The sequence below is a fragment of the Streptomyces sp. NBC_01283 genome, from assembly GCF_041435335.1.
Classification (GTDB): Bacteria; Actinomycetota; Actinomycetes; order Streptomycetales; family Streptomycetaceae; genus Streptomyces.
This window is the reverse complement of record NZ_CP108430.1, coordinates 1,255,159-1,269,018: the sequence shown is the minus strand read 5'-3', so window position 1 is coordinate 1,269,018 and position 13,860 is coordinate 1,255,159. Positions and strand designations below refer to the sequence as shown.

The 13,860-nt window shown below is 70.5% G+C and carries 17 protein-coding genes and 1 riboswitch; of the genes, 8 read left to right on the top strand and 9 right to left on the bottom strand.

Features of this window, described 5'->3' with window-relative positions; genetic code table 11:
* Position 1 precedes the first annotated feature (1 nt).
* Both OG302_RS05990 and bioB read right to left on the bottom strand, forming a co-directional pair.
* Entirely contained in the window at positions 2-1,291 is a 1,290-nt protein-coding gene (locus OG302_RS05990; RefSeq protein ID WP_371525768.1) for an adenosylmethionine--8-amino-7-oxononanoate transaminase, read from the bottom strand.
* A complete protein-coding gene (gene bioB, locus OG302_RS05985; RefSeq protein WP_371525767.1) occupies positions 1,284-2,480 on the bottom strand; it encodes a biotin synthase BioB in 1,197 nt (398 codons plus the stop codon). Before bioB ends, OG302_RS05990 begins: the two co-directional genes overlap by 8 nt.
* A 163-nt stretch (positions 2,481-2,643) precedes the next feature.
* On the opposite strand from bioB, the gene OG302_RS05980 reads away from it, so the two are divergent.
* Positions 2,644-3,786, top strand: coding sequence for an 8-amino-7-oxononanoate synthase (locus OG302_RS05980; RefSeq protein WP_371525766.1), 1,143 nt, complete (start codon positions 2,644-2,646; stop codon positions 3,784-3,786).
* Here OG302_RS05980 and OG302_RS05975 read toward each other — a convergent pair whose 3' ends face one another.
* Both OG302_RS05975 and OG302_RS05970 read right to left on the bottom strand, forming a co-directional pair.
* Positions 3,787-4,011: a DUF397 domain-containing protein gene (locus OG302_RS05975; protein WP_371525765.1), complete on the bottom strand. Its 225-nt coding sequence runs from the start codon at positions 4,009-4,011 to the stop codon at positions 3,787-3,789.
* A gap of 9 nt (positions 4,012-4,020) precedes the next feature.
* Positions 4,021-4,881, bottom strand: coding sequence for a helix-turn-helix domain-containing protein (locus OG302_RS05970; protein WP_371525764.1), 861 nt, complete (start codon positions 4,879-4,881; stop codon positions 4,021-4,023).
* 270 nt (positions 4,882-5,151) lie between these two features.
* Here OG302_RS05970 and OG302_RS05965 point away from each other — a divergent pair, with 270 nt between their 5' ends.
* On the top strand, positions 5,152-5,619 hold the full coding sequence (locus OG302_RS05965) for an ATP-binding protein (RefSeq protein ID WP_371525763.1): 468 nt from the start codon (positions 5,152-5,154) through the stop codon (positions 5,617-5,619).
* Here the strand turns inward: OG302_RS05965 and OG302_RS05960 are convergent.
* Positions 5,608-6,519 (bottom strand): LysR family transcriptional regulator, encoded by a 912-nt coding sequence (locus tag OG302_RS05960; RefSeq protein ID WP_371525762.1) that lies wholly within the window; start codon positions 6,517-6,519, stop codon positions 5,608-5,610. The genes OG302_RS05965 and OG302_RS05960 overlap by 12 nt on opposite strands.
* Before the next feature lie 130 nt (positions 6,520-6,649).
* Between OG302_RS05960 and OG302_RS05955 the strand changes: the two genes are divergently transcribed.
* Positions 6,650-7,279: a LysE family translocator gene (locus tag OG302_RS05955; protein ID WP_371525761.1), complete on the top strand. Its 630-nt coding sequence runs from the start codon at positions 6,650-6,652 to the stop codon at positions 7,277-7,279.
* On the opposite strand, the gene OG302_RS05950 is transcribed toward OG302_RS05955, so the two are convergent.
* From OG302_RS05950 to OG302_RS05935, 4 genes are all read right to left on the bottom strand, one after another.
* Positions 7,257-7,823, bottom strand: coding sequence for a DUF6328 family protein (locus OG302_RS05950; RefSeq protein WP_371525760.1), 567 nt, complete (start codon positions 7,821-7,823; stop codon positions 7,257-7,259). The genes OG302_RS05955 and OG302_RS05950 overlap by 23 nt on opposite strands.
* Positions 7,824-7,982: 159 nt before the next feature.
* Positions 7,983-8,456, bottom strand: coding sequence for a C40 family peptidase (locus OG302_RS05945; RefSeq protein WP_371525759.1), 474 nt, complete (start codon positions 8,454-8,456; stop codon positions 7,983-7,985).
* 3 nt (positions 8,457-8,459) lie between these two features.
* Positions 8,460-8,631: riboswitch (cyclic di-AMP (ydaO/yuaA leader) on the bottom strand.
* A 379-nt stretch (positions 8,632-9,010) separates the two neighbouring features.
* A complete protein-coding gene (locus OG302_RS05940) occupies positions 9,011-9,319 on the bottom strand; it encodes a hypothetical protein (protein ID WP_371525758.1) in 309 nt (102 codons plus the stop codon).
* 7 nt (positions 9,320-9,326) lie between these two features.
* Entirely contained in the window at positions 9,327-9,962 is a 636-nt protein-coding gene (locus OG302_RS05935) for an ATP-dependent Clp protease proteolytic subunit (protein WP_371525757.1), read from the bottom strand.
* Between the two features lie 243 nt (positions 9,963-10,205).
* On the opposite strand from OG302_RS05935, the gene OG302_RS05930 reads away from it, so the two are divergent.
* From OG302_RS05930 to OG302_RS05910, 5 genes are all read left to right on the top strand, one after another.
* Positions 10,206-11,651, top strand: coding sequence for an amidase (locus tag OG302_RS05930; protein WP_371525756.1), 1,446 nt, complete (start codon positions 10,206-10,208; stop codon positions 11,649-11,651).
* Positions 11,652-11,680: 29 nt separating this feature from the next.
* Complete coding sequence (locus OG302_RS05925; protein ID WP_371525755.1) at positions 11,681-12,136, top strand: phage holin family protein; 456 nt, start codon at positions 11,681-11,683, stop codon at positions 12,134-12,136.
* 66 nt (positions 12,137-12,202) lie between these two features.
* Complete coding sequence (locus tag OG302_RS05920; protein WP_371750024.1) at positions 12,203-12,559, top strand: gas vesicle protein; 357 nt, start codon at positions 12,203-12,205, stop codon at positions 12,557-12,559.
* A gap of 97 nt (positions 12,560-12,656) precedes the next feature.
* Entirely contained in the window at positions 12,657-13,082 is a 426-nt protein-coding gene (locus OG302_RS05915) for a gas vesicle structural protein GvpA (RefSeq protein ID WP_363310939.1), read from the top strand.
* A complete protein-coding gene (locus OG302_RS05910) occupies positions 13,079-13,858 on the top strand; it encodes a GvpL/GvpF family gas vesicle protein (protein ID WP_371525754.1) in 780 nt (259 codons plus the stop codon). Before OG302_RS05915 ends, OG302_RS05910 begins: the two co-directional genes overlap by 4 nt.
* Positions 13,859-13,860: the final 2 nt, after the last annotated feature.

Below are 13,860 nucleotides of genomic sequence, written 5' to 3'. Positions count from 1 at the left end.
CTCAGCCCTCCTTCGCCGCCGCGCACACCGCGCGTCCGATCCGTGCCACGTCGTCGTCGCTCGTGATGAACGGCGGCATCGTGTAGATGAGGTCGCGGAACGGCCGCACCCACACCCCCTCGCGCGTCGCGGCGCGGGTGGCCGCCTCCATGTCCACGGCGTGGTCCAGCTGTACGACACCGATCGCGCCGAGCACCCGTACGTCCCGGACGCCCGGCAGGCCGGCCGCCTCGGCCAGCGTGCCGCGCAGACCCGTCTCGATCCGCTTGACCTCGGTCTGCCAGTCCTGTCCGAGCAGCAGCTCGATCGAGGCGGAGGCCACCGCGGTGGCCAGCGGATTGCCCATGAACGTCGGGCCGTGGGCCAGGACCGGCACCTCGCCCTGTGAGATGCCGTCCGCGACCCGCGCCGTGCACAGCGTCGCCGCCAGCGTCAGATAACCGCCGGTCAGCGACTTGCCCAGGCACATCACATCGGGCGTGACACCCGCGTGGTCCGCGCCGAACAGCGCGCCCGTGCGGCCGAACCCCGTGGCGATCTCGTCGAACACGAGCAGGACGTCGTGCTCGTCGCAGGCCTCCCGCAGCACCCGCAGATAGGCGGGGGAGTGGAACCGCATACCACCCGCCCCCTGCACCACCGGCTCCACGATCACACCGGCCAGCTCGTGGGCGTGGCGTCCGATCACCTCGCGCAGATGATCGGCGTAGGCGTCGTCGTACGCCTCGAAGCCCGCGGGCGGCGCGTCCGCGAACACCTGCTGGGGCAGCGCCCCCTGCCACAGCTCGTGCATGCCGCCCTTGGGGTCGCACACCGACATGGGCTGCCAGGTGTCCCCGTGGTAGCCGCCGCGCCAGGTCAGCATCCGCCGCTTTTCCGGGCGGCCCAGGGAGCGCCAGTGCTGCAGGCACATCTTGACCGCGACCTCGACCGACACCGAACCGGAGTCCGCGAGGAAGACGTGTTCGAGGCCGTCCGGGGTTATGTCGACCAGGCGTTTGGCCAGGCGCACGGCGGGCTCATGGGTGAGCCCGCCGAACATGACGTGGCTCATCCGGTCGAGCTGGCCGCGCACCGCGTCGTTGAGCACGGGGTGGTTGTAGCCGTGGATCGCCGACCACCAGGACGACATGCCGTCGACCAACTCGCCGCCACCGCCCGCGAGCCGGAGCCGCACGCCGCTCGCCGCCTCGACGACCAGGGGCTCCTGGCGGCCGGGCATGGGGCCGTACGGATGCCATACGTGGCGTCGGTCCAGGTCGAGCAGTTCGGGCACGGAGAAATCAGGCATTGGGCGCCAGATCCGTTCCCGCGCCCCGGCGGCGTACCGCCACCAGGTCCGTGCGCGCATCGGACGTCTCGGACGTCTCCTCTGAGGCGGCCGCTTCGACCGGCTCGGGCTCCGCGGAACCGCACGGCCCGCAGCCGCCCCCGCCCTCGCCGTGCGACCCGCACCCGGCAGCCGCGATCGCGTCCGCACGGTGCTCCGGCAGCGTCACCGTGTCCGTGCCCTCGACCTCGAAACCGGCGTCCGCGATCATCTCCAGGTCGGTCTTGCCGGCCTGGCCCTCACTGGTCAGATAGTCGCCCAGGAAGATCGAGTTGGCGAGGTGCAGCGCCAGGGGCTGCATCGTGCGCAGGTGCACCTCGCGGCCGCCCGCGATGCGGACCTCCACGTCGGGGCAGACGAAGCGGACCATCGCGAGGATGCGCAGGCAGCGCTGCGGGGTGAGGTTCCACTCCTTGGCCAGCGGTGTGCCCTCGAAGGGGATCAGGAAGTTGACCGGCACCGAGTCGGGGTCGAGGTCGCGCAGCGCGAAGACGACGTCCACCAGGTCGTCATCCTTCTCGCCCATGCCCGCGATCAGGCCCGAACAGGCGGAGAGACCCGCGGCCTGCGCCTGCTGCACGGTGTCCACGCGGTCGGCGTAGGTGTGGGTCGTGGTGATCTCGCCGTACGTCCCCTCGGACGTATTGAGGTTGTGGTTGTACGCGTCCGCGCCCGCCGTGCGCAGTTTGTCCGCCTGGCCCGCGGAGAGCAGCCCGAGGCACGCGCACACCTCGACGTCCTCGTTCTGCTCCTTGATCGCCTCGATGGTCTGCGAGACCCGGTCGACGTCGCGGTCGGTCGGACCGCGCCCGCTGGCGACCAGACAGACCCGCTTGGCGCCGCCGGCCACTCCGGCGGCCGCCGCCTGCGAGGCCTCGTCGGGCTTCAGCCAGGTGTACTTGAGGATGCCGGCCGTCGAGCCCAGACGCTGCGAACAGTACGAGCAGTCCTCCGGGCAGAGGCCCGACTTCAGATTGACCAGATAGTTGAGTTTCACCCGGCGCCCGAACCACTGCCGCCGTACCTTCCCGGCGGCGGCCACCACGTCGAGAAGCTCGTCGTCGGAGGTGGCCAGCACGGCCAGCGCCTCTTCACGGGTCGGCAGCTCGCGCCGAAGCCCCTTGTCCACCAGCGTGTTCAGCAGATCCATGGCGCTGATCCTTACGTACGAGAGCATCGGTTTCCAAGGAGAGTTCGCACAACAGAAACGCTGAGAGGTGTGGGTATTGCCACATCCTGGCCCGGTGGCCGGACGGCTAGGGTCTGTGCACTGTCTACAAACCGGCCAGTCCTTACGACCCGGAGGAACCCTCATGGTGAGCTCGCCGTTCGACTGGATCGACGAGCAGGCGAACCTGCGCGCGCAGGCCGGACTCGTCCGCACCCTGCGCCCCCGCCCCGCCGACGCCGGTGGCCTCCTCGACCTGGCGAGCAACGACTACCTGGGCCTGGCCAGGCACCCCGAGATCACCGGGGGAGCCGCGGCCGCGGCCCGGCGCTGGGGAGGCGGAGCGACCGGTTCCCGTCTGGTGACGGGCTCCACCGAGCTGCACGCGGAACTGGAGCGCGAGCTCGCCGAGTTCTGCGGCTTCGAGTCCGCCCTGGTCCTTTCCTCCGGATACGCCGCGAACCTCGCCGCCGTCACCGCCCTCGCCCCGCACGGTTCGCTGATCGTCTCGGACGCGGGCAACCACGCCTCGCTGATCGACGGCTGCCGCCTGGCGCGCGGCACGACGCAGGTGGTGCCGCACGCCGACACCTCAGCGGTGCGCAAGGCGCTGGACACGCACGCGGGTCCCGCGGTCGTCGTGTCCGACACGGTCTTCTCGGTCGACGGTGACGCCGCCTCGCTGGCCGAACTCAGTTCCGTTTGTACGGAGTTCGGCGCCGGTCTCGTCGTCGACGACGCCCATGGGCTCGGCGTGCTCGGCGACGGCGGCCGGGGCGCCCCGCAGGCGGCCGGACTCGCGGGCACCGCGCACACGGTGGCCACGGTCACCCTGTCGAAGTCCTTCGGCAGTCAGGGCGGTGCGGTCCTCGGGCCCGCCAAGGTCATCGACCATCTGGTCAACGCGGCCCGGACCTTCATCTTCGACACGGGGCTCGCTCCCGCCGCGGCGGGAGCGGCGCTGGCGGCCCTGCGGCTCCTTCGCGGGGAACCGGAGCGCGCCGCACGGGCCCGCGAGGTCGCGGCCGAACTGCATGAACGCCTCACGGCGGAAGGCCTGTCGGCGGTACGTCCCGACGCCGCCGTCGTCTCCGTGCGCGCACCCTCACCGGAAGCGGCCGTGCGATGGGCCGCCGACTGCAGGGGCGCGGGCCTCGCTGTCGGCTGCTTCCGTCCGCCGTCGGTGCCCGACGGCATCTCGCGGCTGCGGCTGACCGCCCGTGCGGATCTCACCGGCACACAGATCGCCGATGCCGTACGAGTGATCAGCCGCACCGCACCCCGGTAGTCACCGGAGGCCGTGGACGAAGGCCTCCCATGTCGTGGGTGAGAAGAGCAGGGCGGGCCCTGCCGTGTTCTTCGAGTCGCGTACGGCGAGCTGCCCCTGCTTCGGCCCTGAAGCGAGCGAGGCTGTCTCCACACAGTTGTTCATGCCGTTGCTGCGACTGCTGCGGTACCACCGTGCGCCGTGCAGAGAAGTGCTGGAAGGTACGTGCCGAGGCAGTGCCGTCATGGTGCCCCCTTACGCGCCGTCACGTATCCCGGCGATGTGATCCGTTGATTCCTCGGGTGAAAGTGCCTTTCCTTGAAGGGAGTTGAAGGCCTCCGTGTATGCCTGGAGGTCTTCTTTCCGTTCGAGGTAGAGGCTACTCGTCAAGTGGTCGAGAACAACCACATCCAGATCAGCAATGTTCGGAAATGAGAAGATAACGAAAGAACCGATGAGTCCTACGTGCTCTCCGGCGGCGAACGGCAACACCTGAAGTCGTACATGAGGCAACTGTCCGGCTTCCAGTAACCGTTTCAACTGACCCGCGAGCACCTGACGGCCGCCCACCGGCCGGTGCAGCACCGCCTCGTCCAGGATCACGCTCAGTAGCAGCGGTGGAGCCGCGCGCAGCACGTCCTGACGGGCCAGACGCACCTCCACCAGCGCGTCCACCTGCTCGTCCGGCAGTCCGTCGAGCGCGGCCCGCGTCACCGCACGCGCGTAGTCCGGCGTCTGCAGCAGGCCGGGTACGACGGTGGTCTCCAGGCTGCGCATCCGGCAGGCCTGCGACTCCAGGCTGATGAAGTCGCGGTAGGCGGGCGGCAGCAGCTCGCGATAGGCGTGCCACCACTGGCGGCGACCACCGTCGTCGTCCGAGCCCGCCAGCGCCACCAGCAACTGGCGGAGCCGGGAATCGCGCACCTCGTACGCATCGAGCAGCAGACGTACGTCGGCCGCCTTGACGCTGCTACGTCCTGTCTCGATCCGGCTGACCTTCGACTGGTGCCAGCCGACCCGGCCCGCCGCCTGGCCACTGGTGAGCCCGGCGTGCGCGCGCAGCGCGCGCAGTTCGGCGCCGAGTTTCCGGCGGCGCACCGCGGGACCGTACCGCATGTCCGTCTCCTCCCGACGGAGCGCTTCTTTTCGGCCTCCCCCGGGCCGCTCAGGGGCGACAGTAGAGGAAGTGCCGACGTCGCGCCCAAATACGGTCTTCCGTAGCAGAGTTCACCGCTTCGAGCGACAGATATATGCACATCTTGGTGGTTGGCCACCTGTGAGGGGTCCAAGAGTGGCAGGCTGGCGCGAAGCACCATTCCGGGACTGTCCTCGTGCCTTCCGCTACGAGTCGGAGCCGAGCCCCGGTGGGAAAGGGACAACGTCGCCATGGCAGACCTTCAGGAAGCATCCGTCACCCTGCCGAGCGATCCTGCCTCGGTCTCCGCGGCCCGGAAATACGTCTCGAGCGTCTTGGCCGAATGGGGATTGCCGGGCGAAACCGAAGCGGCCGACACGGTCCGGCTCATCGTCTCCGAACTCGCCACGAACGCCGTCCAGCACACCCGCGGCCAATCGCCCACCTTCCGGGTGGACATCGAGCTCGACCGGGACGAACAGCTGCGCATCGGCGTCACCGACAGCCATCCCCGCTATCCCAAGCGGCTGCCCGCCGCCGTCCAGCAGGACAACGGCCGCGGTCTGGTGATCATCCGCTGGCTGACCATGGAGTGCGGCGGCAGGCTCTCGGTCACGCCCACCGCCGAGGGCGGCAAGACCGTCTGGATCGCGCTGCCGTGGACGGCCCCGGTCCGTGGCGAGGCGGCCACCCCCTCGGTCTCGCCCTCACCCCGCTGAACGTCCGAAGGCCCCCCGGAGCAGCGCCCGGAAGGTGTCCGCCGCCGGATGCGACTCGTCGGTGCGGTGGACCACCGAGATCGTGCGGCGCAGACTCCCCGGCTCAAGCGGCCTCATCCCCACCGGGGTGGCCGCCGTCCGCGCCACCATCTCCGGTACGACGGCGACACCGAGCCCCGCGCTGACCAGCGCACACACCAGTGCGTAGCCAGGAGTCTCGACCAGCACCGAGGGCGTCGCGCCGGCCCGGACGAGCGCGGACTCCACCCCCTGCCGGGACGGATGCTCAGGCGCCATGCTGATCAGCGGCTGCCCGGCGAGTTCGGTCAGGGGCAGCCGCGACGACGAGCTCGCGAGAGCGTGACCGGGCGAGGTCACCAGGACCAGCTCCTCGACCAGTACCGGCTCGGCGGTCACGGACGCGGGCAGCGGCACCGGATCCGCCGGTTCGTACGTGTGCGTCAGGGCGAGATCGACCTCACCGGCGGCCACGGCCGCGATGCCGAGCGGCGGTTCATAGGCCCGAACGGTCAGATCGACGTCCGGATGGGCGCGGCGGAACGCGGTCAGCGCGGGCGGCACCAACTGGATCCCGGCGGTGGTGAAGGTCCCCACGCGCAGCCTGCCGCCGGAAAGCCCCGCGAGCCTGGCCAGTTCGTGCCGGGCCTGCTCCATCTCGTCCAGGACCCGGCGCGCCCGCGCGAGCAGCAGCTCACCCGCGCCGGTCAGCCGTGCCCCGCGGTGATGCCGGACCAGGAGCGCGGTGCCCGCCTCCCGTTCGAGCTTGGCCAGCTGCTGGGAGAGGGCGGGCACGGTGTAGCCGAGACGCTCGGCGGCGCGGGTGATCGACCCGGCCTCGGAGACCGCCACCAGTGCGGCGAGCCGCGTCGGGTCGTACATGGTCGCTCCCGGTGCAGGAGCCGACGGGCGGTGCGGCTGTCCGTCGGCCGTGAGGCTAAACGACTGCTTAAGGCAGACCCAGGATATTCCACATACCTGCTGAAGGCAGAAGAACGGCAGGCTTGGCGCCATGGACGCACAACTGGTCGCCTTCACCGGAGTCGCCGCGGGCATGGTCGCCATGCCGGGCGCCGACTTCGCCGTCGTCGTGCGCAACGCCCTCGCATCCCGCCGCGCCGGAGTGACGTGCGCGATCGGTGTGGCGGGCGGGCTCCTGGTGCACACGGCGCTCGCGGTGGCCGGGGTCGCGGCGGTCCTCGCGGCGGTCCCCACGCTCTTCCGTGCGCTGCAGGCCGCGGGCGGGGCCTACGTGCTCTACCTCGGGTATCGCGCGCTGCGGTCGGCGGCGCGGCCCCTGGGGAGCTTCGGGACGGCGGACGGCGCGGAGGGGGCAGCGGTCGGGGGCAGCCTGCGGCAGGGCTTCTTCACCAACGCCCTCAACCCGAAGGCACCCATCACGTTCCTCAGCGTGCTGCCGCAGTTCGTGCCCGCGGGCAGCCCCGCGATGCCCAGGACTCTGCTGCTCGCGTCCATCATCGTGGCCCTCGCCCTGGTGTGGTTCCCGGTCGTCGCGCTCCTGGTCGACCGGCTCGGCCGCTGGCTGCGCAAGCCGCGCACGGCCCGTGCGATCGAGGGCGGCACGGGCGTCGCGCTCAGCGTGCTGGGCGCGGTGCTCCTCATCGAGGCCCTGTTGGCCTGACGTCGTCCGGCGTGTCCGATCCTGTGGCCTCGGCGCCATCAGTGCCCTCGTCCTTGCTCGCGCGGCGCAGCAGCAGGGGGAGCACTCCCCACAGGCCCGCGCACACCAGGAGCGTGCCCGCGCTCGCGATGATCCCGCCGGTCCTGCCCACCGCCACGTCCACCACCAGGAGCACGGAACCGGCGAGCGCGAACATCAGGACCCCCATACCGAGGACGGCGAGGCGGGACGAGACCCGCACGATCCGCGGCTTGGAGTGCTGCCCGAAGAGCGACCGGTGCACGGCGGCGGGAGCCGTGAACAGCGCCGCGGCGAGGACGGCAAGGAGCAGCGTGGTCACGTAGGTGGCGCGCTGCACGGTGTCGAGCGAGGCGAAGCGCTCGGTGAAGGCAAGCGTCAACAGGAACGCGAAGAGGATCTGCACCCCGGCCTGAGTGACCCGCAGTTCCTGGAGGATCTCCGCGAAATTGCGGTCGGCGCGTTCGAAGCGTGTCTCGTTGCGGGGCGCGTCGCCTGCCGTGGAGGAGCTGTTGTTTTCGGCCATGGCGCACGAGTATCCGCGTCGGCGCCCTGTACGCCCGGCGGGCGCGCCGATCGGCGGGCCGGGCGGGAGCCACGCGGGGGCAGTCCGGGCGGTGGCGGTGGCGGGGGTTGGTGAGCCCCCGCCACCGCCGTCCTGCAGCCGACGGCCGGTGACGGGCGATCAGCGCACCCTGCCGTACCAGACGCTCTTGGTCCAGATCTTCTCGAGCCGCACCACGGTGTTCGACTTGGGGGCGTGCCAGATCCGGCCCTTACCGGCGTAGATGCCGACGTGGTAGACGTTCCGGCCGGAGTGGAAGAAGACCAGGTCGCCGCGGACGCGGTTGGAGGCGGAGATGTGGCGGGTCTTGTTGTACTGCTGTGCCGCGGTGCGGGGGAGCTTCTTGCCCGCGCGCTTGAACGAGTAGAGGGTCAGACCCGAGCAGTCGAACCGACGCGGCCCCGTCGCTCCGTAGCGGTACGGAGCGCCCTTCTTGGAGGCGGCGATCTTGAGCGCCTTCGTTCCGTGCGTCGCGGCCTCCGCTTCCGACGTGAGCCCTGGGCCCACGAGGGTGCCGCCCACGACGGCGAGCGTGAGGGCCGATACGGAACCGGCCCTGGTCAGCAGCGACGGAACATGATTCAGCGCAGTCATGCGCAACCCTTCGTCAACCGCCTGTGAAGGATGACCTGTCGGATTCGGGCTGACAAAGTTGCCCGGCCGCGTGTGCGGCTTCACCCCAAGGGCCGTGGTCCGGACTCTCCGGACCGACCCGTCATGCCTGGGTCCTCCACTCCTGCCGATGCACCGATGTCGACCGGTCATCCGGGTGGCGGCAGGACTCGGCGTCCGCCCGGACCGCCCCGCCGCTGTGGCGGGGGCTTGTCGTCGGAAGGGATCTTGACCCGTGAAGGGCAGGAATTCCGAGCCGAAACGGCGTTTTGTGAGGCTCCTCACGGCTGAACCGTTCGGGTGGACAAGGTCGGATACGGGATCAGGTCAAGGCGCCGGACGATCGTTCGACCAGCACCGGAACGAGGAATTCCGCCCCCCGCGTACACATCTGACGCAACTGAAGACGGCTTCAAGAACGACGATCGTCTACGCCGAACGAGGTAGCCCGTTTGGTTCGTTTGAACCCGGCCCCGGACGGCTCGGAGGCCGGGCGACGGGATGACGGGTGCTCAGGAGCGTGGAGTGACGGGTCTTCAGGACGCCGACGGTGGCGGCACGGTGACCCGCCCGGCCCGCCGCTCCCCGTCGAGCACCCGCAGCGCCCTGGCCAGCGTCGGCGCGTGCACGGCGCTCTCACCTCGCTGGTGCATGAGCGTCAGCGCGTCCAGGAGGGCGGCCGCCCTGCCGACCAGGGCCTGGGCGGCGCGCAGTCCGCCGTACGTGTCCGAGGCGCGGGCGGGGTTGATCCGGCCCACCAGGTCGACCACTTCGAGGTACCGGTCGATCAACTCGCCCTCGGCGCGGGTGAGTGCGGGCAGCGGGGGAAGTTCGGGCGGCAGCACCGGCGGTTCACCCCACGTCCGGGGTGCGCGGGGACGACTTGCGGCTCGCGATGATCCGGTCGACCAGGCCGTACTCAACTGCCTCGGCCGCACTGAGGATCTTGTCCCGCTCGATGTCGGCCGCGATCCGTTCCGCGCTCTGGCCCGTGTGCTGAACGAGCAGCCTCTCCAGTTGCGCGCGCGTGCGCAGGAGTTCGTCGGCCTGGATCGCCAGGTCGGACGTCTGGCCGTGGATGGGCTCGGCGAGCGAGGGCTGGTGGATCAGCACCCGGGCGCCGGGCAGCGCGAACCTCTTGCCGGGGGTGCCCGAGGCCAGCAGGACGGCGGCCGATGAGGCGGCCTGCCCGAGACAGGTCGTCTCCACGTCGCAGGTGACGAACCGGATCGTGTCGTAGATCGCGGTCATCGCGCTGAACGAGCCGCCGGGCGAGTTGATGTAGAGCGAGATGTCGCGGTCGGGTGCCAGATATTCGAGGTGCATGAACTGCGCCATCACGTCGTTGGCCGACGTGTCGTCGATCGGCGTCCCCAAGAAGACGATGCGCTCCTCGAGCAGCTTCGAGTACGGATCGAGGGTCCGCTGCCCCGCGCTGGTGCGCTCGGGGAACTCGGGCAGGACATAGCGGGCGAACGGTCGGTTCATGGCACGTCTCTCCTCTACCGGGGTCGGCTGCTCCCCAAGGCTTCCTGTAAAAAATGTACAGGATGTACGTAACAGTGTGGTGAGGAGCATGTTCGGGTGATCAGCCGGAGTCAACAGTCGCGCCGCGTTTCAGCCGCTCGCTGAAAGCGAAGTCCCCGGCGCGCGGGGCGGGATGGCCGGCGCGGCGACGCGGGCATACTCCGCCTCGTCGCGATCTCAGCCGCCCCGAGCCGAAGGCGTCGTATGAGCCCCGAAGCACATCAGGTCCGCGAAGCCTCCGGGCTCGTCCACCTCACCGCCCGCGAACTCGCCGCCAGGATCCGCACCCGTGAGCTGTCCGCGCGCGAGGTCGTCCAGGCGCACCTGGACCGGATCGACCAGGTCAACGGCCCGGTGAACGCGGTGGTGACCTGCGTGGCGGAGCGCGCGCTCGACGAGGCGCGCACCGCCGACGAGGCCGCGGCGCACGGCGCGCCGCTCGGCCCGCTGCACGGGCTGCCCGTCGCCCACAAGGACACCCACGACACCCGAGGCGTCCGGACCACCTACGGGACGCCGCTCCTCGCCGACAACGTCCCGGACCGGGACGAGCTGATCGTCGAGCGCATCCGCGCGGCCGGGGCGATCACTATCGGCAAGACCAACGTGCCCGAGTTCGCGGCCGGTTCGCACACCGTCAACCCGGTCTTCGGGGCGACCCGCAACCCGTACGACCTGAGCAGATCGGCGGGCGGCAGCAGCGGGGGAGCGGCGGCCGCGCTCGCCTGCGGCATGCACCCCCTTGCCGACGGCAGCGACATGGGCGGCTCGCTGCGCAACCCCGCCTCGTTCTGCAACGTGGTGGGCCTGCGCCCCTCGCCGGGCCGGGTGCCGAGCTGGCCGGACACCACGCCCTGGTCGACGATGGCCGTGCAGGGTCCGATGGCGCGCACGGTCGCCGACGCGGCCCTGCTGCTGTCCGTCGTCGCCGGACCCGACCCGCGCTCACCGATCGCTCTGGAAACGCCGGGCAGCGCGTTCGGCGGGCCGCTGGAACGGGATCTGCGGGGGCTGCGGATCGCCTGGTCACCCGATCTGGGAGGAGCGGTGCCGGTCGACCGCGAGGTCCGCGACGTGCTCGCGCCCGCCGTCACGGTCTTCTCCGCGCTGGGGTGCGCGGTCGAGGAGGCATGCCCCGAACTGTCCGGCGCCGACGAGGTGTTCAGGACCTTCCGCGCCTGGCAGTTCCACCTGGCTCTCGGCGCGCTCCTGGAGACCTCGGCGGACCGGATGAAACCCAGCCTGGTCCGGAACGTACGACAGGGGGGCACGCTCACCGGCATCGATCTGGAGCGGGCCACCGTGCTCCACGGCGAACTCTTCCACCGTGTACGGGAGTTCTTCGAGCGGTACGACGTGTTGGTCCTGCCGACGAGCCAAGTCGTGCCGTTCCCGGTGGAGTTGGAGTACCCGGGCGACGTCGACGGGGTGCCGATGGCGGACTACCTGGACTGGATGCGCTCGGCGTACCTGGTGTCGGCGACCGGCAGCCCGGCGCTGTCCGTGCCCGCCGGATTCACCCCGGGCGGACTGCCGGTCGGGCTGCAGATCGTCGGGCCGCACCGCGGCGACCTGAGAGTTCTGCAGATCGGTCACGCCTTCGAACAAGCCACCCGGCACGGCGAGCGCAGGCCCGGCGTGCCGCGTTAAGCGTCCGGACGCCCGGGTACCCGGGCGCCATGAATCGCTTGGAGCATATGGACAAGAGCCTCGTCGATGAACTGACACACGCGGCCCGCGAGGCCGTACGGGACGAACTGAGGGAGCAGACGCGCAAGCAGCGCCGCAAGGCCGCGCTGTACGCCGGTGCGGGGGCCGTCGGCCTCTACGCGGGCGCCGCGCTGGCGCTCGCCTTCGGTCTCGCGCTCGCCCTGGGGCTGCCCGACTGGGCGGCCGCGCTGATCACCGCGGTGGTACTCGGCGTGGTGGCCTTTCTGCTGCGCGGCGCGGCGCGTCCCTCCACGGATGGCATGGACGGCATGGACGGGCCGTCCCGGACCCCGCAGTCCGTGACGCCGCCCGTGACGCCTCCCGTGACCGCGCCGGTGCCCGAGCGGCCGGCGACGCCGCCGACCGTGGACGCGACGCGTCCGGGCGCCGTCGACCCCGAGGCGTCGCCCCGACGGAGCCGGTGACATGCGACACCCGAACCAAGATGTTTGGCCAACGGATTACGGGCCACTCGAAAGACCGAGGTGGCCATATTGAATACATCGCCAGATCCAGAAAAGAAGAAAACGAGTTCACCGAACTCGAGGAATACAACCGAACGTGCGGAAAGCAGCAGGCCGAAGCGTCGGCCGGGCCCCATGGAGGTGCTGCGCACGGCGCGCACCCAGCTTGCCGAGCTCACCGGAATGGCCGCCGAGTCCGTGTCGTCCTTCGAACAGACCGATGACGGCTGGACGTTGGAGATCGAGGTCCTGGAACTCTCCCGGGTTCCGGACACGATGAGTCTCCTGGCGAGCTACCAGGTGGAGTGCGACCCGCAGGGCGAACTCCTGGGCTACAAGCGCATCCGCCGCTATGAACGCGGACGCGCCGACGGCAAGAAGTAGGGCAGAAAGCACAGCGCCCGGCAGAGCACTTCCGCGGGAATCCCGCGGCATTCCGCAGCTTTCCACAGACTTCCCAGACTAAGGAGGGCCGATCGGCATGACCGTAGTCCCTGCACAGCAGTCCGGCGGATCGGGCGGCACCAGTGGCCTGTACGACGTCCTGGAGCTCGTTCTCGACCGTGGCCTCGTCATCGACGCCTTCGTGCGTGTCTCGCTCGTCGGCATCGAGATCCTGAAGATCGATGTGCGTGTGGTCGTCGCCAGTGTCGACACCTATCTGCGCTTCGCCGAGGCGTGCAACCGTCTCGACCTGGAGGCGGGCCCGCACAAGAACCCCGGGCTCCCCGACCTCATGGGCGAGATCACCGAATCCGGTGCGCGCGGCAAGTCCAAGGGCGCCCTGTCCGGCGCCGCCGAGACCATTTCCGACGCGTTCAAGCAGTCCCGTGAAGAGAGCCAGTCCGAGTCCCGTCCGCGCGCCCGCAAGAGCACGTCCGCGCGCAGGAAGGAGGAGCAGGAATGAGCACCTACGTCTACGGCATCACCGCCGCTTCGCACCCGTCGCTCCCCGAGGGCATGGACGGCGTGGGCAAGCCCGCGCGCTCCGTGCGCATCCTCAAGGAAGGCGACCTGGCGGCGATCGTCAGTGACGCGCCCGAGGGGCTGCGGGCCAAGCGCAACGACCTGCTGGCCCACCAGAACATCCTGAACGAGGCGGGCGCCGCGGGTCCGGTCCTTCCCATGCGGTTCGGCAACGTCGCCCCGGACGACGCAGCCGTCGCGAGCGTCCTCGCGGAGCGTGCCGAGCACTACCTCGAGCGGCTCTCGACGCTGGCGGGCAAGGTCGAGTACAACGTCAAGGCCAGCCACGAGGAGCAGGCCGCACTGCACCGCGTGATGGCCGACAACCCTGAGGTGCAGGCGCTCGCCGAGGCCAACCGGCAGGCAGGCGGCGGCAGTTACGAGCAGAAGCTGCAGCTCGGCGAGATGGTGGTGGCCGCACTCCAGGCCCGTGAGGCCGAGGACGCGGTGGAGCTCCACCGCATCCTGGAGCCGGCCGCGCACTCCGTCAGCGTGGGCCCCGAGTCCACCGGATGGCTGGCCAACCTCTCGTTCCTCGTGGAGCGCAAGACGGCCGAGGTGTTCCTCGCCGCCGTCGAGGAGGCCCGCAAGACCCACCCGCACATCGAACTGCGCGTCAACGGCCCGCTGCCGCCCTACAGCTTCGTCGAGCCAGGGCCCTCCGAACCGGCGGGTGCCACGCCGGAGTCCGCGAGCTCGCAGGCGGGCCGGGAGTGACG

Coding starts and splice junctions, on each gene's coding strand:
- OG302_RS05990 (WP_371525768.1), bottom strand. CDS start 1,291: ATGCCTGATTTCTCCGTGCCCGAACTGCTCGACCTGGACCGACGCCAC.
- bioB (WP_371525767.1), bottom strand. CDS start 2,480: ATGGATCTGCTGAACACGCTGGTGGACAAGGGGCTTCGGCGCGAGCTG.
- OG302_RS05980 (WP_371525766.1), top strand. CDS start 2,644: ATGGTGAGCTCGCCGTTCGACTGGATCGACGAGCAGGCGAACCTGCGC.
- OG302_RS05975 (WP_371525765.1), bottom strand. CDS start 4,011: ATGACGGCACTGCCTCGGCACGTACCTTCCAGCACTTCTCTGCACGGC.
- OG302_RS05970 (WP_371525764.1), bottom strand. CDS start 4,881: ATGCGGTACGGTCCCGCGGTGCGCCGCCGGAAACTCGGCGCCGAACTG.
- OG302_RS05965 (WP_371525763.1), top strand. CDS start 5,152: ATGGCAGACCTTCAGGAAGCATCCGTCACCCTGCCGAGCGATCCTGCC.
- OG302_RS05960 (WP_371525762.1), bottom strand. CDS start 6,519: ATGTACGACCCGACGCGGCTCGCCGCACTGGTGGCGGTCTCCGAGGCC.
- OG302_RS05955 (WP_371525761.1), top strand. CDS start 6,650: ATGGACGCACAACTGGTCGCCTTCACCGGAGTCGCCGCGGGCATGGTC.
- OG302_RS05950 (WP_371525760.1), bottom strand. CDS start 7,823: ATGGCCGAAAACAACAGCTCCTCCACGGCAGGCGACGCGCCCCGCAAC.
- OG302_RS05945 (WP_371525759.1), bottom strand. CDS start 8,456: ATGACTGCGCTGAATCATGTTCCGTCGCTGCTGACCAGGGCCGGTTCC.
- OG302_RS05935 (WP_371525757.1), bottom strand. CDS start 9,962: ATGAACCGACCGTTCGCCCGCTATGTCCTGCCCGAGTTCCCCGAGCGC.
- OG302_RS05930 (WP_371525756.1), top strand. CDS start 10,206: ATGAGCCCCGAAGCACATCAGGTCCGCGAAGCCTCCGGGCTCGTCCAC.
- OG302_RS05925 (WP_371525755.1), top strand. CDS start 11,681: ATGAATCGCTTGGAGCATATGGACAAGAGCCTCGTCGATGAACTGACA.
- OG302_RS05915 (WP_363310939.1), top strand. CDS start 12,657: ATGACCGTAGTCCCTGCACAGCAGTCCGGCGGATCGGGCGGCACCAGT.
- OG302_RS05910 (WP_371525754.1), top strand. CDS start 13,079: ATGAGCACCTACGTCTACGGCATCACCGCCGCTTCGCACCCGTCGCTC.